Origin of the sequence: Hoeflea sp. BAL378 (genome assembly GCF_000759435.1) — a bacterium.
Classification (GTDB): Bacteria; Pseudomonadota; Alphaproteobacteria; order Rhizobiales; family Rhizobiaceae; genus Hoeflea.
Genome location: NZ_JRJG01000003.1, coordinates 41,508 through 66,024 on the forward strand (window position 1 = coordinate 41,508; position 24,517 = coordinate 66,024).

The following is a 24,517-nucleotide window of genomic DNA, read 5'->3' on the forward strand; positions in this document are numbered from 1 at the left end:
TGATTGCAATAGCGGTGGCGGTCTGGGCGGGCGGCATCGCCGACACTCGCAGAGGAGAGCGTCCGCATTTCCGATGCATGGGCGCGCGCCTCCGTCCTCGCGTCCCGGCCGGTCGCCTCCTATCTCACGATCGAGAGTGCTGTGGCGGATCGGCTCCTCGGTGTGGCCACGCCTGTCGCCGGCCACGTCATGATTCACGCAGTCGAAAAGGACGGCGACATAAGCCGCATGAAACACATCGAAACGCTTGAATTGCCATCGGGTGAGCGGTTTACGCTCGCGCCCGGCGGCATGCACCTGATGCTGATGGGACTGCAAGACAAACTCAGCGAGGGAACGACATTCCCTATGACGCTCAACTTCGAGAACGCCGGAGAGATCAAGATAGAGGTCTCCGTGCTCGGAATAGCGGCCGAGGGGCCAAGGGAGGTTTCTGAATGAAGCGCTTCCTAATCCTGGCCGCCCTGCTGGTCGCACAGCCGGCATTCGCAAACCATCCCGGTGAGCGCATCGATGAGGTGATGACCGATCGCGAACTGGCCTTCGAGGTCGCGGATCGCCCTTCCACGCCCGAACTCAGCCTCGAAGAACCGGACGGTGACGTCCTGCGCCTCGGCGATCTCCATGATCAGATCATCGTGCTGAGCTTTGTTCCGCAGAACTGTGACAGTCCATGCACCAAACAGCAAGCCGTTCTCGCAGGCGTGCAGGAACAGGTGAATGCTTCGCCGATGAAGCAAATGGTCACGTTTGTAACCGTCCTTGACGCAGATGCCTCGACCCAGGCTCCGTCGGACCAGGCGAACTGGCGGCGCGTGATCCCATCGGACGACGAGACAACCGCCAGTCTGGCGGATCGATTTGCGGCGTTCAGCGGCCGCGACCAGGAGTTGCCGATGGCGCATGTCATCGACCGCAACGGACGGCATGCCGGTATTTTCCATGGATCCGATTTCAGCAAGACAAATCTGACCCTCTACATCAACCAGCTCATCAACAACGCGCATGCGCCAATGCCGCCTACCGAAAAGGGGTGGTGGGGATGGCTGACAGGTCTGTTCTGAACAGCGGGAGAAGGAAGTTGACGCAATTTTCGAAATTCACGGGGCGCCGCTTCGGCTTTCTCATGCTGCCCCTGCTGCTGATCATTGCGGCAGGCGCCTGGTATCTGCTCGATCCGGGGTTCAGGACCGGCCAGCAGCCTACTATCGGATCGGAGAACCTGCCGCAGGACGCGTTTGAGCGGCGGGTGCGCGACTATCTTGTAGCCAATCCGGAGGTCATCGTCGAGGCCATGCAGAACCTCGAACGAAAGCAACGGGAGGTGGAACAGACAGAAGCGCAGGCGGCCCTTGCCACCCATCGTGATGAACTGCTCAACAGCCCGGAAAGTCCAGTCGGTGGCAATCCGCAAGGCGATGTGACGTTGGTCGAATTCTTTGATTACAATTGTTCCTACTGCCGCCAGGTTGCGCCAACGATGATGGCGGCGGAAGCAGACGATCTGAAACTACGCATCGTCTACAAGGAGTTTCCCATCCTCGGGCCAAATTCCGTGTTCGCAGCCAAGGCAGCTCTTGCGGCCCGCCAGCAGAACCTCTACCCCGAATTCCATAAAGCAATGATGCAGGTGTCAGGAGCTGCCGACGAGGGGCGAGTGATGGAGGTTGCTGGGCAAATCGGCCTGGATGTCGAGCTGCTGCGAAACGATATGGCTGATGCTGCTGTCGACGCTGAAATCGCGCGCAACCTTGCGCTCGCCCAAGTTCTGCGGATCAACGGTACGCCGGGCTTTGTTATCGGTGACGAAATATTGCGCGGCGCCACCGACCTGCAAACCATGCAAACGCTGATCGCGCGTGCCCGGAAAAGCGGTGACCGGTGAGCTCGGAAGAAGACTTGAAAGGCCCTCCGAATGCTTGAACTCTCCAATATTGGTATCCTGAGCGCCTTCGTTGCCGGCATTGTCTCGTTCCTGTCGCCTTGCGTACTGCCGTTGGTGCCGGGGTATGTTTCCTATGTCGCCGGCCGGTCGACGTTTACATCACCCTCAGGTGAGGTTTCTATTGCGCGAAGCGCAGCGCTCGGTTTCAGCCTCTGCTTCGTGCTCGGCTTCACAACCGTCTTTGTCATCCTTGGAGCCAGCGCTACAGCGTTGGGGCAATTGCTGCTTCGCTACCGCTTCGAGATGAACATCGTCGGAGGCGGGATTGTTACGCTGTTCGGGTTGTTCATGCTCGGAACCATTCGACCCACGTGGATGATGCGCGAGGCACGGTTTCACCTGGATCTGCCCGGCGGCAAGGCCGTATCGTCCTATGTGCTCGGCCTGGCATTCGCCTTCGGCTGGACCCCCTGCATCGGTCCGATCCTCGGTGCCATTTTGACCGTTGGCGCGGCATCAGCCTCGGTCGCCGACGGCGTCGCACTATTAGCGATCTACTCGCTGGGCCTCGGTGTGCCGTTCCTGCTTGCCGCCGTTTTCACCGGCGCCTTGGCAGCAAGATTGAAGACCTTCGGTCGCCTCGGGCGTATTCTGCGGACATTCGCCGGAGCGGTTATGATCTTGATGGGAGTCGCCATGATGACAGGATATCTGTCCTCTTTCGCCTTCTGGCTTTTGGAGACGTTCCCGTTGCTGTCTACAATCGGCTAGGCCAACGGCCCGTTGAGGAAATTGTGATTTGACATTCCCGTCGCTGAAAGGCGCAGGCTTGACTTTTATAGGGAGGTAGCTGTGATCTCGAAAACCGAAATCCTGGAGCGGGATATCCTGCGCGTGTTCAGATATGCCTGCCGGCAAGGTCGGCCGGACATCGCTGAATTCATGCTCGCAGCACTGGAGAAACTGGATGGTGAGCACGCGAGGTCTACTGTGAGAAACCGTCCACTGATCGATTCCTATCGCGATCTGATCGAGCCCCGCGACTCCTGGAAGCCGTAAATTCTACGGACAGGCGCAATCGCCCACCACGGCACTCTTGTCAGTTGTTGTTTTGATGGCGACGGTCGTGTTTGATATATCCGTTGCCAGCGTCGAAGCTATCGCCACCGCTTCGGCCGATGCTGGGTAGCGGCGATAGCAAGAGGCGATGTCGGTAGAGAAGCGTAGGTTCGCGAGACCGGCATTGTCGGCTGGATTTCGCCGCGAGTTGCTGCATTTGCGCCTGCACCCGTCATTCTGCCTGGTGCTACCGGCCTGTTGTCGGCCGGATCGAGGGGGGAAGATACACACTACCCCGCAGGTATCGTGTCCGACATCTACTGCAAAGAATCCTTCTGATTGTGCCGGGCTCGGAACATATTCCGGGATTCTCCGTTGTACTCGCCTAAGAAAAGGAGTGTTGACATGCAAGTTCAGGAAATTATGACGCGCGACCCTGCCTGTTGCGGCCCAAATAGCACCATTCAGGATGCAGCAAGGATTATGGCTGACAAATCGGTAGGGTCGGTTCCCGTGCTCAACGACGCCGGGGAACCGGTGGGTATCGTGACCGATCGCGACATCTGCTGCGGCGCAGTCGCCGAAGGCAGGACGAATGAGACTCCCGTATCCGAAGTGATGTCCACCGACCTGCTGACGACGACACCGGATGAGGACGTTTCGTCATGCTGCGACAAGATGGAAGAACGGCAAGTCCGGCGGGCCGTCGTTACAGACAATACAGGCAAGTGTTGTGGGATGATTGCCCAAGCGGACATAGCGCGTGATGCCGACGGTGAAGAGACCGCCGAACTTGTACAGGAGATCTCGAAGTCGGATCGGAAATCTGGCTGCTGCTGAATTTTCGGTGAGAGACTCGCGGCGGCTGGCGTGTTCGCTCACGCTGGCAGCCGCGTAGCCCGCGTCACTACGTTCCAGCACGGGAAAGTAAGCCGGGCGGGAGCGCCGGCTCAATTCGGGACAGAAATAAAAACAAGGAGATTGGATGATGATGGATGGTGGCATGATGCTCGGTATGGGATTTATATGGCTTCTTGTCGTGGCGTTGCTGGTTCTAGCGGTTGTGGCGTTGGTGAAATACCTGCGCACATAGCTTGAAACCGGAGCGAGACCATGACGGATGAAAGCAGGCCTGTCGTCATTGTTACTGGGTCAAGCGGATTTCTTGGTTCCGCAGTGGTGCGCCGGTTGCACCGAACCTATCGCGTCGTCGGACTTGACCGGTATGCGCCGCCGCATCCCCCACATCAGGCCGAATGCGTCTGTTTCGACATCACCGATCAGGTAAGTGTCGATATCGCGCTTGAACGCGTGCGATTTGCGTATGGCGACAGGATAGCCGCCTGCGTTCACCTCGCGGGCTATTTCGATCTCAGCGGCGAGGATGATCCCGCATATGATGCCGTCACGGTGGAGGGTTCGAAACGGCTGCTGAAGGGGCTTCAGGCGTTCGAGCTGGAACAGTTCATCTTCGCGTCCACCATGCTTGCACATGCGCCGACCGAGCCAGGCGAGCCGATAGACGAGAATCATCCTCTCGATCCCAAGTTTCCTTACCGCGCGTCGAAGGTGCGCACGGAGAAGGTATTGCGCGAGGAGCGGGGCGAGGAGAAACTCGTGCTGATGCGCCCTGCGGGCATCTACGATGACAAGGGGCAGTCGACATTTCTGACCCACCAGATCGCCCGCATTCACGAACGACGGTTCAGCGGTAAGGTCTATCCCGGTGATCTGTCGCGCGGGCAGGCCTTCCTGCATCTCGATGATTTTCTCGACGCCGTGGAACGCATCGTCGACCGCCGCGCCAATCTGCCGGACGTCTTTCCGGTGCTTTTGGGCGAGGCCGACCCGATTCGGTTCGGAGAGTTGCAGCGCCTGATCGGGCGCGAGCTACATGACGAGGACTGGGTCACCTGGAATGTGCCACCACAGCTGGCCAAGCTGGGCGCATGGACGGAGAACAGGATTTTTGGCGAGGACGCCTTTATCCGGGCATGGATGGTCGATATTTCCAGCGATCACTATGAGCTCGATCTTTCGGCGGCGAAAAAGCACCTGGATTGGAAGCCTGAGCACAGTCTGCGCGACGACATGCCGGGAATTCTTCAGCGCCTGAAGGTCGATCCCTACGGGTGGTACGAAGCGAACGGATTGAACGCCGCCCGGGTTTCGGCGGCCAAGGTCGAGAACGCCGCGGCGGAAGAGGCTGCCAAGAAGGCGCCGTCCGAGGCCGAAGCGAACGAGGACAGGCGTAAGCACGACGCGCATATGCGAAAGATGCATTTCTCGATGCTTTGGGTGCATTGGCTCGTCATGGCCCTGGGCCTCTGGCTTGCCACCGCGCCATCTGTTTTCGGCACCTTCGATCAGACCGAGTTCAGCGCTGCGGTCCAGCGGGTGACGGCGGATCGCGGGCTATGGCCTGCCGCGACCCGAAGCTGGCTGACCGCGTGGAACGATGTCTTTACCGGGCTTGCCATCATGGTCTTTGCCGGCCTTTCTCTGCGCCCCGGCAATGGCTGGGCACAATGGGCGAATGCAGCATTGGGGGTCTGGTTGCTGGCGGCGCCGCTGGTGTTTTGGACGCCGGATGCGGCCGTCTATGCAAACGACACGCTGATCGGCGCACTTGTCATCGCCTTGACAATCCTGATCCCCATGATGCCTGGCATGTCGCGCGGGGGGATGATGGATGACTCCGACATTCCGCCCGGCTGGACCTATTGCCCTTCCACATATGTCCAGCGCCTGCCGATCATCGCGCTGGGTGTCGTAGGCTTTCTCCTGTCGCGTATCCTGTCTGCCTACCAGCTCGGCCACATCGATGGCGTCTGGGAACCGTTCTTTTCGTCCCCCTCGTCGCTCAATGGCACTGAATACATCATCACCTCGGATGTCTCGAAAGCTTGGCCCATTGCAGATGGCGGCCTTGGTGCCATGAGCTACATGTTCGAAATATTGATGGGCGTGATGGGCAGCCGTCGGCGGTGGCGCACGATGCCTTGGATGGTTGCACTGTTCGGGATTGTGGTCGGGCCGCTCGGCGTCGTCAGCATCTATTTCATCATCATACAGCCGATTGCGATCGGTACCTATTGCACGATCTGCCTGATGGCGGCACTGGCGATGCTGATCATGATCCCGTTCTCGCTCGATGAGATTGTCGCGATGGTGCAGTTCATGGTTTGGAACACGCGCCGGGGCAGGCCGTTCTGGCGCGCGTTCTTCAGGGGTGATTCTCTGCCCGGTGGTTCGACCGGCGGCGAAATGAGCTTCGACGCGCCACCTATGCAGATCCTGCGGCAAAGCGCAGTCGGCGTCACCGTACCATGGACACTTGGGCTGAGTGCTGCAATCGGTGCCTTCCTGATGCTGGCGTCTCGCTCGGTCTTTGGTAATGAAGCGGCAATGGCAAACAGCGACCACCTGCTGGGTGCATTGGTCCTGACCACCGCCGTCATCGCCTGGGCCGAGGTGGCACGCCCGCTGCGATTCTTGAACGTCATTTTTGGGCTATGGCTGGTAGTCGCACCGCTGCTGCTAAGCGGCAGTACGGTGGCCGGCAGCTTCTTTGGGATTGCAGCGGGGATTTCACTGGTGGCACTGAGCCTGCCCCGAGGACGCCGCAGCAAAGAGCATTATGGAAGCTGGGACAGATATATCCTCTAACGGGGCCGGCGAAGTTTCGCGGTTGTTGAGCCACCGGATCGCGAAACGGGGACCCGGCGAACTTTGATCCCCACTCTATCCACGCCTCACCGCCGATGAGGCAATGCGGAAGAAATCGTTTCGGTGGGCGGTATGGCGGCGTCGCCTTAATTTGAAAAGGCCGTCAGAGTGTTGCTGCGGCCGACATTATGTGGCGTTCAGCAGCGTGATTAGAAGCCATAGCCTCAGTGCGAGGCGTTCGGCGATCGGCGGCAGTTTGATGTTTGCGGTGAATTAGAAAGAGGTTCGAAATAGGGCCGCGGCTTGAAACGAATCGTTGGCATTGCGTGGCTGACTTGAACCGCATCATGATCCGTTCCCTCCTCCTTATCCGGAGATGGGAATTCTCGGCCCGATTGTTCAGCCCCTAATGCGAACGATGCTCAATGCCGGGCATGATATCGCTTTTGTGGCGTCGTAGGAGCAGAGTTTGTCGGTCACTATCACACGGGGCGTGACGCCCTGGCCTTTGAGCAACTTGCGCATCAATTTCAGCGCTGCCTTTTTGTTGCGACGGCTTTGCAAAAGGGCATCGAGAACATAGCCTTCAGCATCGACGGTTCGCCAGAGCCAGTACTTTCTGTCCCTTCATCGTTACCACCATTCATCGAGGTGCCATTTATCGGCAAAGCCGCGCTTTGAGCGCCGAGGGAGCGAAGTCGCAAATTCGGAGCCAAATTTGGCATCACATTCCGATACCGTCTGAAACGAAACGTCGATCCCGCGCTCTGCAAGCAAAAGGAGAAGTTTTCATGCCAAATGCTCTAACGCACAAAACTTAAGGCGACGCTGCCCCATTGCCATAGGTCCTCACCCTACTTGGATAAACATGCACTCCGTACAATCGGAAGGGAGTCAACACATGAGAAGACCGCTGCAGCAACGTGACTGAACCCCTTGCGTCGTCACCCCGCACAGCAGGAGAGCTTCGCCACATCCCTAGTAAACCCCTGGGCGGCGAGTTTCAGCCCCTCGACCGTGGTGAGGTAGGGAAAGATCGTTTCGCCGAGATCTTTCGTGGCCATCCCGAACTTAATCGCCAGCGCCATTGTCTGGATACTGTCGGCGCCTTCCGGTGCGAGGATCTGCGCACCGAGCAAGCGGCCGGTCTTTTTATCTGCCACCAGCTTGATGAGGCCACGGGTATCGCGGGCAGCCAGCGCGCGCGGCACCTGGTCGAGCGGCACAACCGATGTCTTCACGTCGAATCCCTGTTTGCGGGCCTGGCTTTCCGAAAGCCCTACGCCCGCCACCTGCGGATCGGTGAACACCACCCATGGCATGGTGGTATTGTCATAGACGAGGCTATCGCCGTTCAGCGCATTGCGCACAGCGAGTTTGGCACCATAGGCCGCCATATAGACGAACTGATCGCGCCCGGTTACATCGCCAGCGGCATAGACGCCGGATTTCGAGGTGCGCATTCTGTCATCGACAGCAATTCCACCACCCGGTGCCAGCCTTATGCCAGCTTCATCCAGGCCAAGGCCAGCCGTATTGGGTGTGCGTCCGGCGGTCATGAGGACCTGCTCGGCGGTGAGCGTTTCGGCACGACCACCCACATCAACGGACAGCCTGATTTCGCCATTTTGCTGCGCGATTCCGGAATAACTCAGTCCGGTGCGAACCGTGATGCCTTCGTTGGCCAGATAGCCGGCGAGCGCTTGCGCTATTTCGGGTTCTGCCCCGGGCAAGAGGCGCGAGCGCGTGACCAGCGTCACTCTGGTGCCGAGGCGCGCGAACATCTGTGCAAGTTCACAGCCGATGTAGCCGCCGCCAATGACCAGAAGCGAGCGTGGCTGTTCCCCAAGCTCCAGCGCGGTGGTGCTGGTGAGGTAAGGAATATGCTCTATACCGGGGATGGAAGGAATCGCCGGCGATGCACCCGTGGCGATGATGATCTTGCCGGCGCTGATCGGACTTCCATCCACCAGCACGCCCGATCCATTGAGTCGTGCAATCCCCTCCATATATGCGACGCCATTATATTCGGGCAGCAGGTCGATATATTTCTTCTGCCTGAGCGTTCCGACCAGATCGTCCTTGGCCGCAACCAGCGCGCGCCAATCGCTGACGTGGGCTTCACCGGCAAGCCCCGGAAACCGGCCTGCCCTGCCTGCGCCATGCACCGCCTCGGCGGCACGAATCATGGTCTTGGAGGGCACGCAGCCGACATTGACGCAGGTGCCGCCAATCGTACCATGGCCGATCAGCGCGACATTCGCCCCCTGTTCGGCGGCGGCGATCGCGGCGGAGAAGCCCGCCGAGCCGGCCCCGATAACGGCGATGTCGAAAGCTTGGCTTTCGGCCCCGCCGGTAGTGCAGCAGTCACCGGTGTCCACTTGCTGGTCCATTGTCGTTTTCCTTTTTTTTTGATGGGGACTGTCGTCATGGCGATGCCCGAAAATCCTGCGTCACACCATTGAGCCGATGTCCGAGGCGTAGCTCGGATACGCAAAGATCATTGCCTTGATCTGGTTGGCGGTCAGGCCCGCTCCTATCGCCATGGCAAACAGGTTGATCTGTTCCTCGGCGCCCGGACCTATCAGATGCGCGCCAAGGATTCGGCCGGTCTCCTGTTCGACAAGAACCTTGTAGCCCGTCCATTTCGCACCGACCCGCATTGAGGAATACCAGCTCTGTGTCTTCTCGAAGTGGGTGTCGAACTTCAGCCCCTTCTCCCGCGCAGCCGTCTCCGATAGTCCGACGGTCGCGACCATGGGCAGGGTGAAGACAACGCTCGGGATCGGCGGGTAGGACACGCTGCGCTCGTCTTTGCCAGCCAGCAGGTTCTCGGCGGCGATCCGGCCTTCGTAGGCTGAAACCGGGGTCAGGTTGGGGCCGCTGTCGGCGCAGTCTCCGGCGGCGAATATGTTTGGATTGGTGGTGCACATCGCGGCGTCGACCCTGATGCCACGTGGTCCATGCTCCACACCGGCGGCGGCGAGGTTCAGTCCGTCGATATCGGGCACACGTCCGGTGGCGTGGACGACGGTATCGCAGGTAACCACCTTGATGCCGCCCGGTGTCTCGAAGGAGACGGCGAGTTTACCGCCCTGTTTCTCGATCTTCAGCACTTTCGCTTCGGTGCGCAGGGCGACACCGAGTTCGGCGGTGGCCTCGACCAGTATTGCGACAAGATCTGGATCGAAATTGCCGAGCGGCCGCTCCGCCATCTCCAGAACCGTGACCTCGCTCGCACCGGCGCGTTTGGCGATATGAGCGAATTCCATAGCGATGAATCCGCCGCCAACAAAGACGACCATGTCCGGCCGCTCCGGCAGGTCGAGGAAATCGGTGCTGGTCATTAGCAGCTCTTCGCCGGGGATGTTCAGCGTCATCGGCCGCGCGCCGGTGGCGATGTGGAAATGCCTTGCGCGCAGGCTTTCCCCGTTCATCTCGATCGTGTCGGGGGCGGTGAACCGCGGGTCGCCATGCAGCGTCGCAACGCCCGCCTTTTCAAGCCCGGTCTCGATGCGCATCGGCATGGCGTCCGTGAAGCTGCGCTTGAAGGCCATCATGTCCTGCCAATCGACAGAGGTCTGAGCCTCAAGACCCTTGCCCTTCAGGTTCTGCGCCCAGTCCATGCCCTCGGTCACGGCCACCAGCATTTTCTTCGGGTCGCAACCGCGCAAGGCGCAGGTCCCGCCGTAGGGCAGGCTGTCGATGATGGCGACCTTCCAGCCTGCTGCCGCGGTCATCCGGGCAACCCCGCTGCCGCCGGTTCCGGCCCCGATCACTATCAGGTCGTAGTCAAATGCGTCACTCATGTGTGTCTCCTCCTCATCGGATTGGGCCGGCTCATCATGGTCGGCGCGGCAGTTCCGGGCTCGACAATCATGATCTCGTCAAGCGCCGCTTCCGGCGCCAGACGGCGTAGACGGCGAGGCCGATGAAAAAGCACCGGCGCGGGCAACCGGACATGGTCAAGGTAGCCGGTGATTGCGGATAGGCCAACCACGCCCGCCAACACCAAAAGCGCCGGCGTGAAACAGCACAGCGCCGCAAATGCCGCGCCGTCGATCACGACGCCGAGTAGGGGCCGGTCGTTCACCGCGTCAGCCCTATTTCGCGTGCGCGGGATACCCGGCGTTCTCCGAGGCTGTGGCGATGGAACCGATGGTTGCCTTGGACGGATCGAACACGACGGTTGCGGTCCTGGCATCGAAATCGACCGTGACCAACCGAACGCCTTCAACGCTTTCCATTGCCTTTCTCACTGTGACGGGACACAGCGCGCAGGTCATGTCCGGTACATCGAAGGTGGTCGTCTTATCGCTCGAAGCTGCCTGAGCTGCCGCGACAGGGACCGGCGACGCGACAGTGGCGATGAGAGCCAGACTGGATACGCCCAGCACAAGCAATCCGGTTGCAATGATGAATGTTGGTTTCATAACGGTCTTCTCCTTAGTAGAAAATCGGTGCCCACCAATTGATGGTCAGCGCCATCACGACCAGCATGGTCGAGAGCCACAGGGCGGTCTTGGTAATGCGGGAAGATTCTGGCCGGGCGCAGTAAGACCCTCCCTCGCAAGCAGGCCTGGCCTTGAAATAGATCTGCCTGAAACCGAGCCCAATGAAGACGAGCGCCACTCCGGCGAAGATCGGCTTGTAGGGCTCAAGCGCGGTGAGGTTGCCGATCCAGGCGCCCGAAATGCCGAGAGTCAGCAGCACAAGCGGTGCAATGCAGCAGGTCGAAGCCAGAATGGCGCCGATGACACCGCCGACGGCGAACCATCCCTTCTTTCGATCCGACACCAGTATCGGCGCGTCCAGCGCCCCGGTTCCGATTTCCATGTCACTCATGCGGTGCGCCCTCGAATTTCATTCAAAGGCACGCTACAGTCTGTAGCAACTACAGACTCAAGGGGTTTGTGATCAATGACCGATTACGTTTCCGGGAGGACATTGCAGCGCGCCGAACTGGCAAGGCGCACGAGCTGCAATCTCGAAACCATCCGCTATTACGAGAAGACCGGCATGATGCCGGACCCGCCACGCACGGCATCGGGCTACCGCATCTATGATGATAGCCACATTTCCCGCCTGCGTTTCATTCTGCGTGCCCGCGAACTCGGCTTTTCCGTTGAGCAGATCCGCGGTCTGCTCACCCTCGTTGACGATGGCACACAGACCTGCGCCGAAGTAAAGGATCGGACCGAACAGCATCTGGCCGATGTTCGCGCCAAGATCGTCGATCTCCAACGCATTGAGAAGGTTCTGGCGGAAACCGCCGCGCAATGCTCCGGCAAGGATGTGCCTGAATGCCCGGTCCTGGAAGCGCTGACGTCTGAGCTCCCCTAGCCATTCGTTTTGTAACGCCCGGATCGGCAACGGGAGAATGCGCCAGACGGCATCGTCCCCGAAAAGCAGGGTAGGTGACGGCCTCGTTCTGCAAGTTCGCTAGTCAGTTTTTCCCAGCGCGGCATGAGTTCGTCGACGCCCAGCCGATCTTGCCTGCGGGCAGACAATCAGACGCATCGGTTGATGTGGCGCAGCAGCATCCTCACATCATTTTCATTTTACAATTCCGAGAATTCCGTGTAGCCGGCAGGAAGAGGATGACGAATGCTGCATTTTAAGGCACTTGCGAGACTGGTTGTTACGATCGCACTTTTGATGGTGTGGTCCGTATCGGTGAGCGTTGCATGCCCGATGGCTGAACATGTCTCTTCAGCCAGCATTGCAAGTGGCGATGTGGCGTGCTGCGCCGGCTCCGAAGATGGCCATCCAGAGATGGATCCGGCGTGTGAAACCGTGGTGATCTGCGGTTTGCAGATACCCAATATCGAAGTCCGATATGACACGGCATCCGGCTCCAGCATCCTGTCGGCAATCGATTGGCCGGTCGCCAATGCCGAACATCTGACGCGGTTCGATTCCGCGCCTCCTGGTTATCCTCCCCGTTCCTGAAGCGCGTTTGCGCCACCGGCCTGAAAATTACCGCATGAATTGTGCGGCACCAGCCCATTTGGGCTTGCCCGGGAACGAAGGATAACTTGAAACATGTTCCGCATCCATCTCGTCGCCATGGTGGTGGCAACCCTTGCTGTCATTGCAGCCTCCTCTAGTGCCTATGCGGCCATCGCCGACTACGAGTTCCAGCTGGTTTCTCCAAGCGTCACGCAGGCAGACACCGCGATCATCGCCGTGCGGATTGTTCATCGCAAAACGCTTGAACCGGTGAACGACGCCATCGTCTTTGCCTCGCGGCTCGACATGGAGCCGGACGGCATGGAAACGATGACAGCTGCGCTCGAGGCTGCACCCGGTACAGAGGCGGGCGTTTACCGCTTCACCGCTGCACTGGCGATGGCCGGAGGGTGGAGGCTTTCACTGGCCGCCAAGATTCAGGGCGAAGAGGGCACGTTGCAAGGTCGCCTCGTCTTCCAGGCGGTGGACCAATGAACCAGATGTCATTCATCCCCGCCTCAGCCGCTGATGCCGAACCGAACAACAAGCCCCGTCCCGGCAGGTGGCTGTTCATGACGGCCGTTGCCCTGCTTCTGACAAGCGCCGGAGGCGGCGCGGGGTATTGGGTTGCGAAGAACGAGGCCGGTTTTTCATTGGACATTCCCGTCCTTTCGCAATGGCTGGGTGATCCGCAACAGTTGACGACGCCAGTCGAAGGCGAGGGGCCGGTGATCTACTATCGTCACCCTGACGGGCTACCCGCCTATTCGGCGGGTCCACAAAAGACGCAGGATGGTAGGGAATTTGTTGCCGTCCACGCCAGCCAGGACATCAATTTCGATCCGCAACCGGAAAAGGCAGCGGTATCGGATGCAAAGAAGATCTTGTTTTACCGCAACCCAATGGGCCTGCCGGATACGTCGCCGGAGCCCAAGAAGGACTGGATGGGGATGGACTACATTCCTGTCTACGAGGGCGAGGAAGAGGACGGCAACACGGTCAGGATCAGCCTTGGCAAGGTGCAGCGGTCAGGCGTGCGCACCGAACCGGCGGTGATGCGCCAACTCTCCCGGCCAATCCGAGCGCCCGGCGTCGCCAAGCCCGACGAACGCGCACTTTATTCGGTCTCGCTTCGCGCTGACGGCTTTATTGAAACCCTGTTCGCCAACGAGACCGGCAAGCTGGTGCGCAAGGGGGAACCCTTGTTCAAGGTCTACAGCCCGGAAATGGTCAAGGTACAGGTGGATTACCGCATTGCCGGGAAAGAACGCAGTGCTCAGGCCGGCGCCTTGCAGCGATTGCGGAACCTGCAAATCCCCCAACAAATCATCGAGACCCTGCAACGCACCAAGGAGCCTGTTGTATCGATTGACTGGCCCGCGCCCGCCACCGGGATCGTACTGAGAAGGAAGGCGATCGAAGGCATGATGATGCGCGCCGGAGAGGAAATGCTCATGCTTTCCGATCTCTCAAGCGTCTGGGTGATCGCCGATGTCGCCGAGCAGGATCTTTCCGGCATCCTGACGGGATCGACGGCGAAAGTCACCTTCCGCGCCTATCCCAACGAGACGTTCGCCGGCAGGGTCACGTTCATCCAGAACGAGTTGGAGATGAGCAGCCGCACCGCCAAGGTGCGTGTGGAAATCGACAATTTGGATCACCGCATCAAGTACGAGATGTTCGCCGATGTCGAATTCAATGCCGGTAGCGCCGATGCCGACCGGTTGGTCGTTCCAGATTCGGCGCTCATCGACAGCGGCAATCGGCAGGTTGTCCTGGTCGAACTTGGCGAAGGACGGTTTGATCCGAGACCGGTCAAGGTCGGCCTTCGCGGTGACGGATATGTCGAGATTGTCGAGGGTATCGCACCCGGCGAGAATGTCGTTGTCTCGGCCAATTTTCTGATCGACGCCGAGAGCAATCTGAAGGCCGCCCTTTCAAGCTTTACCTCGGGAGACGATTCCGAAGCCGGAAGCACGTCGGATGGCAAGGAAGAGGCGAAGCAATGATTGCACGCCTCATTCGCTGGTCGGCCGGCAATCTTGGGCTGGTGCTGATCCTGACCGTTATCGCCTCGGCCGTCGGCGTGTATGCGGTCACGCGCGTGCCGCTGGACGCGATCCCCGATCTCTCCGACACGCAGGTGATCATCTATACGGAATATACCGGGCAAGCCCCGCAAGTGATCGAGGATCAGGTCACTTATCCCCTGTCCACGGCGATGTTGTCGGTGCCGAAATCGAAAGTGGTGCGCGGCTTTTCGTTCTTCGGCGTCTCTTTCGTTTACGTAATTTTCGAGGAAGGAACTGACATCTATTGGGCGCGTTCGCGTGTTCTTGAGTATCTGTCCGCCGTGACGCGATCGCTGCCGCAGGGCGTCGTGCCGTCGCTCGGACCGGACGCCACCGGTGTCGGTTGGGTCTACCAATACGCGGTGATGGCCAAGCAACGCACGCTTGCCGAACTGCGCACGACGCAAGACTGGCAGATCCGATTTGCCGTCGCCAAGGCGGAAGGGGTGGCCGAAGTCGCAAGTGTCGGCGGCTTTGTCCGCCAATACTCGATCGTTGTCGATCCCCGGCGTTTGCGCACCTTCGATCTGACGCTTGCCGACATCCGCACCGCCGTTCGCCAGTCCAACATGGATGTTGGCGGGCGTGTCGTCGAACTGGCCGAAACCGAGTTCATGGTGCGCGGGCGCGGTTATCTGCGTGGAATTGACGACCTCGAGCAGATCGTCTTGCGGGCGGAAGCGGGAACGTCGGTCCTGTTGAAGGACGTCGCGCGGGTCGAACTTGCACCGGATGAAAGGCGCGGCATCGCCGAGCTCGATGGCGAGGGCGAGGTCGTATCCGGCATCGCCATTCAGCGCTATGGCCAGAACGCGCTCGATGTCATTGCCAACATCAAGGACCGGTTGGCTGACATATCCACCAGCCTTCCCTTGGGCACTGAAATCGTTCCGGTCTATGACCGCTCGCTGCTGATCGAACGGGCGATCGAAACACTCAAGGCGACACTGATTGAAGAGAGCCTTATCGTCGCGCTGGTCTGTTTCATCTTCCTGCTTCACCTGCGCAGCGCGCTGGTCGCCATCGTCACCTTGCCGCTCGGAATCCTGATCGCCTACACCTGCATGTGGGCGCTCGGCATATCCTCCAACATCATGAGCCTTGGCGGCATCGCCATTGCCATCGGCGCGATGATCGACGCGGCCATTGTCATGATCGAGAATGCGCACAAGCATCTCGAACGGGCGCCGGAAGGCAAGCCGCGCACCGAGGTGCTGATGGAGGCGGCATCCGAAGTCGGCCCGTCCTTGTTTTTCTCCTTGCTCATCATCACGGTGTCGTTCCTGCCAATTTTCGCTCTGGAGGCGCAGGAAGGCCTGATGTTCAAGCCATTGGCCTGGACCAAGACCTTCGCCATGGCGGCGGCAGCGCTTCTGTCGGTCCTGGTCGTTCCGGCTCTGATGGTGCTGTTCGTGCGCGGCCGCATCGTTCCCGAGCACCGCAATCCGGTCAATCGCCTGCTCATCTGGCTGTATCGGCCGATCATCGCAGCAGTGCTGAGGGCCAAGACCCTCACTGTCATGGTGGCAATATCCGTGCTTGCGGTCAGCGTCTGGCCTGCGACGAAGATCGGCTCCGAATTCATGCCAAGCCTCAATGAAGGCACGATCATGTACATGCCGACCACGTTGCCGGGGCTTTCCATCACCAAGTCTGCCGAATTGTTGCAGACACAAAACCGGATCATCAAGACCTTCCCGGAAGTGGAGAGTGTGTTCGGAAAGGCGGGCCGTGCGATGACTGCCACGGACCCGGCTCCGACCGAGATGTTCGAAACGGTGATCAATCTGAAACCTGAATCACAGTGGCGCCCCGGCGTCACCATTGATTCGCTGATCCAGGAAATGGATCGCGCCTTGCAGTTTCCTGGCGTTTCAAACGCATGGACCATGCCGATCAAGGCGCGCATCGACATGCTGGCGACCGGCATCCGGACGCCGGTCGGTGTGAAGGTGATTGGACAGGATCTGGTCGAGATTGAAAAGCTCGCGCGTCAGATCGAGGCGGCGATCAAGACTGTGCCCGGAACCTCCAGTGCCTTCGCCGAGCGCATCAACGGCGGGTACTATCTGGATATCGAGCCGGATCGCCGAGAGCTCGCGCGCTACGGACTGTCGATTGCCGACGTGCAGGAGGTGGTTGCTTCCGCCATCGGCGCGGAGACCGTGACCACGACTGTTGAGGGCCGCGAGCGCTACGCCGTCAGCATTCGGTATCCGCGCGACCTGCGCTCAGATCCGCAGGCGATCGCCCGCGAGGTGCTGGTGCCGCTTGCCGGAGGTGCGTCGATCCCGCTCGGCCAGATAGCCAAGGTTTCATTGGTCCGCGGGCCGGGTTCTATCCGGACCGAGAACGCACAACTCGCCGCCTACATCTTCGTCGATGCCCGCGAACGCGATCTGGGCAGCTATGTCGCCGACGCCAAGAAAGCAGTGGCGCAGAGCGTTGACTTCCCGCCCGGCTACTATGCCATCTGGAGCGGCCAGTTCGAATTCTACGAACGTGCAAAAAAACGCCTCGCCATTGTCGTGCCGTTGACGCTGCTTCTGATCTTGCTGCTGCTCTATCTCAACTTCAGGCGCATTACGGAAACCTTGATTGTCATGTTGTCCTTGCCGTTTGCGCTGGTTGGCGGCCTGTGGCTGATGTGGTGGATGGGCTTCAACCTCTCGGTTGCAGTCGCCGTCGGTTTTATTGCGCTTGCGGGTGTGGCGGCCGAGACTGGCGTCATTATGCTGATTTATCTCGACCACGCGCTCGATGCGCGCAAGGCATTGGCGCTGAAAGAGTGCCGTCAGCTGGACAAGTCCGACATTGCGGCGGCTATCATGGAAGGCGCCGTCGAACGCGTGCGCCCGAAGATGATGACTGTCGTTGCCATCATGGCAGGCCTGGTTCCAATTCTATGGAGCCATGGCACCGGATCGGAAATCATGCAGCGCATTGCCGTGCCGATGATCGGCGGAATGGTGTCATCGACCATCCTGACACTGGTTGTCATCCCGGCAATTTATGCCCTGGTGAAGGGGTTCGGGCTCGAGCGCGCCCTGTCCCTGAACGGCGCACGAAAGCCGCAATCAGGTGTTCTGTCGACTTAGTTGCTGGGTGGAAAGCGGCTGACATTGGCGACGGCGTCACGGGCCTCAGTCGCGAAGCCGACGAACGCGTCGATGAGCCGGGAGGCCGGCGCGTCCGAGAGCCGGACGAGAAGCGATCGGAATTGTATGGCCGGCTTGAAAGGCCGCGTCACGAGTCCGGCAAGGTCGAGGCCGTCAAGGGAGAACGGATTGACGAGTCCGATACCGACACGGTGCCGCACCAGGTTGCAGACCGTGAGCGAATACTGCGTCTCGCCGACGATCAGCGGCTGGACGCCGGCCTCCGCGAACAGACGATCGAACCGGGCTCGGGCGGCGTCACCACTGGCAAGTGTCACGAAACGCACGCCGTCAAGCATCTCCGGCCGGATCTCGGCGCATTTGGCCAGCTCATGGTCCCAAGGCAGGATGCAGACGGCAGGCACGGCCGAGAACGGCTCCGCCGCCACCCCGGCCAGGCTGATTTCGTCGGCGGCGAAGCCGAGATCGAAATTGCCCGTCGCAACCTCTTCCCGCACATATTCCGAACTGCGCACCTGGAGCAGGACCGAAGCCTCCGGAAACGCCTGGGCAAAACGTCCGATGACAAGTGGCAGGAATGCATGGCCCAGCGCCGGCAGGCTGACCACCCGCAGGCGTGCGCGCGTGAAACTGCGAATGTTCTCGGCGGCGAACCGCAGCCGCTCCAGTCCCGTGAAGACGCGTTGCACCTCTTCGAAAAGGGCTATTGCCTCTGCCGTCGGTTTCAGCCGGCCCTTTTCACGCTCGAACAGACAGAGGCGTGTCGCGGCCTCGAACTCGGCGATGTGGCGGCTGACGGCGGGCTGCGAGATGCGCAGCATATCGGCCGCGCGGCTTGCCGTACCTGAGAGCATCAGTGCCCGGAAGGCTTCTACCTGGCGGAAATTCATGAGACGTACCCTATCAGGTTTCTGCATAGACTATGTATAATTTTGTATTTGTATTTATGGATCGTATTTCACACCATGTGCAAGAGATATTTGAGTAGCCAATTGGGATAGCCGATGAAGACCGATACCGAACTGCTGAAGAACTGGGGCGACGACCTGCCGTTTCGCGCGCTCACGGTTCCGCCGCATCGTGGCTCGACCGTTCTTTTCGACACGGTCGCGGAGTTCTTCGATCGCCACCGGCAATTCTATGACGGCTACGCCTACGGGCTCTACAGCCACCCGGCGGCCCGGGCACTCGAGAAAGCGATAGCCGCCCTCGAGGGAGGCGCGCGAGCTGTGCTGGCCCCTTCGGGGATGGCAGCTATCACGCTGGTCAACCTGACGGTGCTGTCGGCGGGCGACGAGATACTGATCCCCGAAAGCTCTTATGGTCCGTCGCGGCAGGCGGCGCGGCATCTTCTCGGTCCGCTCGGGATAGTGGCGCGCGACTACGCGCCCGACGCCGACATGAACGACCTGCTGTCGCCACGGACGCGCCTTGTCTGGGTCGAGGCGCCGGGCAGCTTCGGAATGGAGATGCAGGATATTCCGGGCATCGTCGCAGCCGCTCACCGGGCCGGCGCGGCCGTGGCCTCGGATGGCACATGGGCTTCGCCGCTCGGTTTCCGGGCACTGTCGCACGGAGTGGATTTCGCGGTGCAGGCATTGTCGAAATACATAAGCGGCCATTCGGACGTGCTGATGGGGTCGGTCGCCGTCGCCGACGAGGCCAGGTTCCGTTCCTTGAAGGACCGTTCGCGCACTTTGGGCTATGGCGTGTCCCCCGACGACTGCGCGCTCACCCTTCGGGGTCTGGGCACGCTGGCGGTGCGGCTGGACCGGCAGGCCGCGACGGCGCTGGCGCTGGCGGAGTGGCTGAGCACGCAGACCGGGGTGACGCGCGTGCTGCATCCCGCGCTTCCGGGCGATCCGGGCCACGCCCTTTGGGCGCGCGATTTCACCGGAGCTGGCGCAATCTTTTCGATGTTGCTTGACCCGCACCACGCAGCGAACCTGCCGGCCTTCCTGGAAAACTGCGACGTCTTTCGCATCGGCGCAAGCTGGGGCGGACTTCACAGCCTGTTCGCGCCAGCGGACATGTCGGTACTGCGTGACCCGGTCCAGTGGGCCGACGCCGGCCCGCTGGTGCGTATCGGCGTCGGCCTTGAGGCGTTTGAGGATCTGCAACGGGATCTGGCGCGCGGGCTCGCACGCTACCGCGGCGCCGCGCGCGACGCGGCGGAATGACGATTGCGCCCGGGCGGTGCGCCAGGTCTGGGCTATAATGAACACGGCGCCAAAGGAGATGATCGAGATGCGATTGAACAGGACAAAGATTGCGCTGCTTGCCGCCGGATCGGCGTTATTGTTGCCGGCCGCAGCGGTGGCTGGACCGACGCTCGATGCGATCAAGGGCAGGGCCGAATTGAACTGCGGCGTCAGCACTGGCACGTCGATCGGCAAGAGCACGCTCGACGATCAGGGCAATTGGACCGGATTCGAGGCCGATTTCTGCCGTGCCGTCGCGGCGGCCATCCTTGGCGACGGCGCCAAGGTCAATTTCGTGCCGCTTGAGTTCAAGAATGCATTCACCTCGCTGCAGTCGGGCAGCGTCGACATGCTGGCGCGGTCGGCCACATGGACGATGTCGCGTGATACCGAGTTCGCATTGGAATGGGCCGGCATCTACATCTATGATGGCCAGGGCTTCCTGGTCAGCAAGGCAAGCGGCATCACGTCGGCCAAGGAACTTGCCGGAGCCTCGATCTGCGTGACCTCCGGCACCACGACCGAGCTCAATCTCGCCGACTATTTCCGGACCAATAGGATGGACTACACTCCGATCACCGTAAGCTCGCCCGACCAGAGCATCGCCAACCTGGAATCCGCCCGCTGTGACGCCTATACCAACGAGGTGGGCGGGCTCGCCTCCTACCGGTTGGGTCTCTCGGATCCAGACTCCTACACCATCCTTGCCGACGTGATATCGAAAGAGCCGCTCGGGCCGGTTGTCCGCGAAGACGACCAGCAGTTCGAGGATGTGGTCGAGTGGACGCGCCATGCCCTGATCATCGCGGAGGAATTCGGCGTCACGCAGGCGAATGTTGCCGAGATGGCGGCGACGACCGAAAAGCCCGAACTTCGACGCTTCCTGGGCGCCGAAGGCGAATTCGGCACCAAACTGGGCATTCCGAATGACTGGGCCGTGAAGACGATCCAGACAACCGGCAACTACGGCGAGTTGTTCGAGCGCACGCTGGGCTCGAACAGCAAGGCAAACATCGCCCGTGGTGTGAACACGCTGTGGTCCCAGGGCGGGCTGCTGTACGCACCTCCGGTGCGATAAGGCGATTGCGATGGCCGACGTGGTATCCAATGTGACCGATCGCGGCGTGCCCGTGTCGACGCCGTCCGCACCGCGTCGCCGTCCCCGGAGGCGATGGCCGTGGGCGGCGCTCGCGCAGCAGGCGGCGGCCATCGCGCTTGTGGCGGCCGCCTTCGCCTATCTCGGCACCAACATCACGCGCAACCTCGCTGCGAACGGGATGACGGGTGGCTTCGGCTTCCTCTGGCAGGAAGCGGGATTTGCGATGAGCTTCAGCCTCATCGAGATGAGCGAGTCCTCGACCTACGGGCGGGTGTTCCTGGCCGGCGTGCTCAACACGCTGTTCATTGCCGGTCTCAGCCTGGTCACGGCGACGGTTCTCGGGCTTGTCGTCGGCTTCGCCCGCGTCTCCGCCGCCCGGCCGCTGACCCTGGCCGCGACGGTCTATGTCGAGGCGCTGCGCAACGTACCGATGCTCCTGATCCTGATTTTCGTGCAAACCGTGGCGCTGCGGTCGCTGCCTGTGGTGCGTGAGGCCATTGCCATCGGCGATGCGGTCTATCTCAGCAACCGGGGCATCTATTTTCCATGGCCTGAACCGGGGCAGGACCTTCGGCTCGCGCTTGGCGCGCTGGTGGCCGGGTGTCTGGGCCTCGTGGCAGCCTGGGTTCTGAGGCCGCGCACGCCCGTGCTGGTGCGGCGTGATCTTGCGGCGACGATTGCGGGGATAACCGTGGGCGTGATCCTGCTGGTCGTCGCGGTTCTAAATGTCGACTGGCAGCGTCCTGTGTTTCGGGGTTTCGACTTTCGGGGCGGCGCAAAGATGATGCCTGAATTCGCAGCGCTGCTGCTGGCGTTGACGCTTTACAACGCCGCCTTTATCGCCGAGATCGTTCGCGCCGGACTCCAGAGCGTCGATCATGGCCAGATCGAAGCCGCCCGCGCTCTGGGCCTGCGCGATGGCTTCATCCAGCGCCGCATCGTATTGCCTCAGGCGCTGCGTCTCATGGTGCCGCCGCTCACCAATCAATACGTCCACCTGATCAAGGCGTCCTCGCTCGCCACCGTCGTCGGCTTTCCGGATCTGGTCGCCGTTTTTCTCGGCACTTCGCTGAACCAGACCGGGCGCGCGATCGAAATCGTGGTGATGACCGCGGCGGTCTATCTGACGCTCTGTCTCGGCCTTGGCGCGCTCTCGGCAGCCTGGAACACCCGCGTTAGCCTGAAGGGGCGCTGACCATGACCCTATCCACCATTCCGCCCCGCCTGCCACCCGAGGTCTCCCGCACCGGCATTTCGTCGGGCCTGCGCGGCATGGCGGCGGAAAGCCCGGTGAGCCTGATCCTTTGGTTTGCCCTGGCGCTGGGCGCCGCCTGGATACTCCCGGACCTCATCAGTTGGACGCTGCTCGATGCGACCTGGGTGGCCGAGGACAGAAGCGGGTGCGATCCGTCCGGCGCCTGCTGGGCCTTCATCGTCAACCGTCTGCCGCAGTTCGGTTTCGGCTTTTTCCCGCCCCAGGAGCGTTGGCGCGCCGCCGTTGCCCTGATCTGGCCGGTGGCGGCGCTGGCCATTGCGCTCGGTCCCGCCTTTCGCGGGCGCTCGGGCCTTGTCGCCGGAGCTCTGGCGGCCTATCCCGTTGGCGCGACGCTTGTTCTGTGGGGAGAGCCCCTCGGGCTGCGCGGCGTCGGCACGGCGCAATGGGGCGGCATGACCATGACGGTCTATGTCGGAACCGTCGCCTTCGTGCTGGCCTTTCCGGTCGGGCTTGTCTTGGCGCTGGGCCGCCGTTCGTCCCTGCCGGCGCTGCGCGTTCTGTCCACGGTCTTCATCGAGGTCTGGCGCGGCCTGCCGCTGATCGCCGTCCTGTTCATTTCGGTGGTCATGGTGCCGTTCCTGTTGCCGCCAGGCACCGAACTGCCGCGTCTGGCGCTCGCGCTGGTGGGCATCACGCTCTACACCTCTTCCTACCTCGCCGAGGTGTTTCGCGGCGGGCTGCAAAGCCTGGGCAAAGGCCAGGCCGAGGCTGCCGCCGCGCTTGGCTTCACCTACTGGACCGCACAGGGCTACATCCTGATCCCGCAAGCAATCCGGGCGGTGATCCCCGGCATTCTCAACACCGTCGTCGCACTGTTTAAGGACACGACTTATGTCCTCGTGGTGGGGCTCTTCGATTTTCTCAACATCGTCAACGCGGCAGTGGCCGATCCGCATTGGCTGGGACTGGCGACCGAAGGGTATATCTTCGTCGGAATCGTCTACTGGTGCTTCTGTTTCCTTCTCTCTCGCGTCAGCGCACGGATCGAATGGGACATGGCGCGCGGCGCCGCGCGGGAGGCAAGGACATGACCGCCGCTGCGATCAATGTCGTCGGACTGTCGAAATGGTTCGGCGATTTCCTGGCTCTGGACGACATCGCGCTAACGGTGCCGCGTGGATGCAGCACGGTGCTCTGCGGGCCGTCGGGTTCGGGCAAGTCGACGCTGCTGCGCTGCCTGAACGGGCTGGAAAGCTGGGAGGAAGGTGAGGTGGTTATGTCAGGTCGGCCAGTGGGACATCGTCCGCGCGACCTCGTGGCGCTGCGTCGCCGGGTCGGGATGGTGTTTCAGGACTTCAACCTCTTTCCGCATCTCGACGCTCTGTCGAACGTGGCGCTGCCGCCGCGGGTGAACCTCGGCATTACGCGTGCCGAGGCCGAGGCTGAGGCCGAGATGCTGCTTGCGCAGGTCGGGCTTGCCGATTTTGCGCGAAAATATCCGGCGCAACTGTCGGGCGGCCAGAAGCAGCGCGTCGCCATCGCCCGCGCGCTTGCGATGCAGCCCGAGGTGCTGTTGTTCGACGAGCCCACATCCGCGCTCGACCCCGAATCGATCGGCGAAGTGCTGGACGTGATGATCAGCCTGGCCGAGGCTGGAACGACGATGGTCGTCGTCACCCACGAGATGGGCTTTGCCCGTCGGGTCTGCCACGAAGTGGTCTTCATGTGCGCTGGTCGGGTGGCGGAATGCTGTCCGCCGGAGCGCTTCTTCACCGAACCCGAGACCGAGCGCGCGCGCGCCTTCCTGGCGCAGGTACAATACTGATCGGCAGGCGGAAAAAACCACGGGGAGCGCGTTTTAAACGCGCGCCCCGTGGTCAGATGTTTGCTGGGAGATCGAAATTTGCGGTCAGGTGGCGGGGTAGCCGGCTTCGGCCAGCACCGGCAGAAACGCCTCGCGCGGCATGGACGTCGTGACCTCGGCGAGACGTGCGTCCGGGTTTGCCTCGATCGTGGCGTCAGGATCGACCGACTGGATCGCCTTGGTCACGGTCCGCGCGCAGCCGCCGCAATGCATTTTTTCGATATGGAACTGCATGAGAGCCTCCTTTTTGTTCTCGAACTGTATGCTGAGGCTTTCCAGCGCTGGAAGGTCAAGCGGATTTTCGGGTGCTCGAAAAAACAATCTTCGGGCACTTGACCTTCCAGCGGTTGGAAGCCTTACAAGGGTGGTCATCCAAAGTCG

At 61.0% G+C, this 24,517-nt stretch carries 24 protein-coding genes and 1 pseudogene; 17 read left to right on the forward strand and 8 right to left on the reverse strand.

The genetic code is table 11. The annotated features are described in order from the left end of the window. Positions 1 to 66 precede the first annotated feature (66 nt). The 7 genes from LL06_RS01320 to LL06_RS01350 all read left to right on the forward strand — a co-directional run bounded on the left by LL06_RS01320 (position 67) and on the right by LL06_RS01350 (position 6,613). Positions 67 to 441: a copper chaperone PCu(A)C gene (locus tag LL06_RS01320; RefSeq protein WP_201772288.1), complete on the forward strand. Its 375-nt coding sequence runs from the start codon at positions 67 to 69 to the stop codon at positions 439 to 441. Beyond that, entirely contained in the window at positions 438 to 1,064 is a 627-nt protein-coding gene (locus tag LL06_RS01325; RefSeq protein ID WP_052161090.1) for a hypothetical protein, read from the forward strand. Before LL06_RS01320 ends, LL06_RS01325 begins: the two co-directional genes overlap by 4 nt. Positions 1,065 to 1,081: 17 nt before the next feature. Next, complete coding sequence (locus LL06_RS01330; RefSeq protein ID WP_035521273.1) at positions 1,082 to 1,885, forward strand: DsbA family protein; 804 nt, start codon at positions 1,082 to 1,084, stop codon at positions 1,883 to 1,885. 30 nt (positions 1,886 to 1,915) lie between these two features. After that, complete coding sequence (locus LL06_RS01335; RefSeq protein ID WP_035521275.1) at positions 1,916 to 2,656, forward strand: cytochrome c biogenesis protein CcdA; 741 nt, start codon at positions 1,916 to 1,918, stop codon at positions 2,654 to 2,656. An 81-nt stretch (positions 2,657 to 2,737) separates the two neighbouring features. Continuing rightward, complete coding sequence (locus tag LL06_RS01340; protein WP_035521277.1) at positions 2,738 to 2,944, forward strand: hypothetical protein; 207 nt, start codon at positions 2,738 to 2,740, stop codon at positions 2,942 to 2,944. A 405-nt stretch (positions 2,945 to 3,349) separates the two neighbouring features. Next, positions 3,350 to 3,784, forward strand: coding sequence for a CBS domain-containing protein (locus LL06_RS01345; RefSeq protein ID WP_035521279.1), 435 nt, complete (start codon positions 3,350 to 3,352; stop codon positions 3,782 to 3,784). A gap of 273 nt (positions 3,785 to 4,057) precedes the next feature. After that, on the forward strand, positions 4,058 to 6,613 hold the full coding sequence (locus tag LL06_RS01350) for an NAD-dependent epimerase/dehydratase family protein (protein WP_035521281.1): 2,556 nt from the start codon (positions 4,058 to 4,060) through the stop codon (positions 6,611 to 6,613). A gap of 163 nt (positions 6,614 to 6,776) precedes the next feature. On the opposite strand, the pseudogene LL06_RS26690 reads toward LL06_RS01350, so the two are convergent. From LL06_RS26690 to LL06_RS01375, 6 genes and pseudogenes are all read right to left on the reverse strand, one after another. Beyond that, positions 6,777 to 7,390, reverse strand: a pseudogene (locus tag LL06_RS26690) (IS6 family transposase); the annotation flags it as partial. A 167-nt stretch (positions 7,391 to 7,557) separates the two neighbouring features. Then, positions 7,558 to 9,006, reverse strand: a complete 1,449-nt coding sequence (gene merA, locus LL06_RS01355; protein ID WP_035521283.1) for a mercury(II) reductase — start codon at positions 9,004 to 9,006, stop codon at positions 7,558 to 7,560. 60 nt (positions 9,007 to 9,066) lie between these two features. Continuing rightward, positions 9,067 to 10,422 (reverse strand): NAD(P)/FAD-dependent oxidoreductase, encoded by a 1,356-nt coding sequence (locus tag LL06_RS01360; RefSeq protein ID WP_035521285.1) that lies wholly within the window; start codon positions 10,420 to 10,422, stop codon positions 9,067 to 9,069. Beyond that, positions 10,419 to 10,706, reverse strand: a complete 288-nt coding sequence (merF, locus tag LL06_RS01365; RefSeq protein ID WP_244446999.1) for a mercury resistance system transport protein MerF — start codon at positions 10,704 to 10,706, stop codon at positions 10,419 to 10,421. Before merF ends, LL06_RS01360 begins: the two co-directional genes overlap by 4 nt. A gap of 10 nt (positions 10,707 to 10,716) precedes the next feature. Beyond that, positions 10,717 to 11,046, reverse strand: a complete 330-nt coding sequence (locus tag LL06_RS01370) for a cation transporter (RefSeq protein WP_035521287.1) — start codon at positions 11,044 to 11,046, stop codon at positions 10,717 to 10,719. Positions 11,047 to 11,059: 13 nt separating this feature from the next. Continuing rightward, on the reverse strand, positions 11,060 to 11,458 hold the full coding sequence (locus tag LL06_RS01375) for a mercuric transporter MerT family protein (RefSeq protein WP_035521289.1): 399 nt from the start codon (positions 11,456 to 11,458) through the stop codon (positions 11,060 to 11,062). A gap of 75 nt (positions 11,459 to 11,533) precedes the next feature. On the opposite strand from LL06_RS01375, the gene LL06_RS01380 reads away from it, so the two are divergent. The 5 genes from LL06_RS01380 to LL06_RS01395 all read left to right on the forward strand — a co-directional run bounded on the left by LL06_RS01380 (position 11,534) and on the right by LL06_RS01395 (position 17,735). Further along, a complete protein-coding gene (locus tag LL06_RS01380) occupies positions 11,534 to 11,956 on the forward strand; it encodes a helix-turn-helix domain-containing protein (protein WP_035521292.1) in 423 nt (140 codons plus the stop codon). Positions 11,957 to 12,220: 264 nt separating this feature from the next. Next, entirely contained in the window at positions 12,221 to 12,565 is a 345-nt protein-coding gene (locus tag LL06_RS27150) for a hypothetical protein (protein WP_152599448.1), read from the forward strand. A 93-nt stretch (positions 12,566 to 12,658) separates the two neighbouring features. Beyond that, positions 12,659 to 13,060, forward strand: coding sequence for a FixH family protein (locus LL06_RS01385; RefSeq protein WP_035521294.1), 402 nt, complete (start codon positions 12,659 to 12,661; stop codon positions 13,058 to 13,060). Next, on the forward strand, positions 13,057 to 14,574 hold the full coding sequence (locus LL06_RS01390; RefSeq protein ID WP_244447000.1) for an efflux RND transporter periplasmic adaptor subunit: 1,518 nt from the start codon (positions 13,057 to 13,059) through the stop codon (positions 14,572 to 14,574). The genes LL06_RS01385 and LL06_RS01390 overlap by 4 nt, the downstream gene beginning before the upstream one ends. After that, entirely contained in the window at positions 14,571 to 17,735 is a 3,165-nt protein-coding gene (locus LL06_RS01395; protein WP_035521296.1) for a CusA/CzcA family heavy metal efflux RND transporter, read from the forward strand. Before LL06_RS01390 ends, LL06_RS01395 begins: the two co-directional genes overlap by 4 nt. Here the strand turns inward: LL06_RS01395 and LL06_RS01400 are convergent. Continuing rightward, a complete protein-coding gene (locus LL06_RS01400; RefSeq protein ID WP_035521298.1) occupies positions 17,732 to 18,646 on the reverse strand; it encodes a LysR substrate-binding domain-containing protein in 915 nt (304 codons plus the stop codon). The genes LL06_RS01395 and LL06_RS01400 overlap by 4 nt on opposite strands. A gap of 114 nt (positions 18,647 to 18,760) precedes the next feature. On the opposite strand from LL06_RS01400, the gene LL06_RS01405 reads away from it, so the two are divergent. Genes LL06_RS01405 through LL06_RS01425 form a run of 5 tightly spaced genes read left to right on the forward strand, consistent with a single transcriptional unit; the run spans position 18,761 to position 24,097 of the window. Then, the gene (locus LL06_RS01405; RefSeq protein ID WP_052161092.1) at positions 18,761 to 19,936 is read left to right on the forward strand and encodes a PLP-dependent transferase; all 1,176 of its coding nucleotides are present in this window, start codon (positions 18,761 to 18,763) and stop codon (positions 19,934 to 19,936) included. A gap of 58 nt (positions 19,937 to 19,994) precedes the next feature. Then, complete coding sequence (locus tag LL06_RS01410; RefSeq protein ID WP_244447001.1) at positions 19,995 to 21,035, forward strand: amino acid ABC transporter substrate-binding protein; 1,041 nt, start codon at positions 19,995 to 19,997, stop codon at positions 21,033 to 21,035. A 10-nt stretch (positions 21,036 to 21,045) separates the two neighbouring features. Continuing rightward, a complete protein-coding gene (locus LL06_RS01415) occupies positions 21,046 to 22,251 on the forward strand; it encodes an ABC transporter permease subunit (protein ID WP_052161093.1) in 1,206 nt (401 codons plus the stop codon). Positions 22,252 to 22,253: 2 nt separating this feature from the next. After that, positions 22,254 to 23,363: an amino acid ABC transporter permease gene (locus tag LL06_RS01420; protein WP_052161094.1), complete on the forward strand. Its 1,110-nt coding sequence runs from the start codon at positions 22,254 to 22,256 to the stop codon at positions 23,361 to 23,363. Further along, complete coding sequence (locus tag LL06_RS01425) at positions 23,360 to 24,097, forward strand: amino acid ABC transporter ATP-binding protein (protein ID WP_035521437.1); 738 nt, start codon at positions 23,360 to 23,362, stop codon at positions 24,095 to 24,097. The genes LL06_RS01420 and LL06_RS01425 overlap by 4 nt, the downstream gene beginning before the upstream one ends. An 84-nt stretch (positions 24,098 to 24,181) precedes the next feature. Here LL06_RS01425 and LL06_RS01430 read toward each other — a convergent pair whose 3' ends face one another. After that, complete coding sequence (locus tag LL06_RS01430; RefSeq protein WP_035521300.1) at positions 24,182 to 24,370, reverse strand: heavy-metal-associated domain-containing protein; 189 nt, start codon at positions 24,368 to 24,370, stop codon at positions 24,182 to 24,184. Positions 24,371 to 24,517 lie beyond the last annotated feature (147 nt).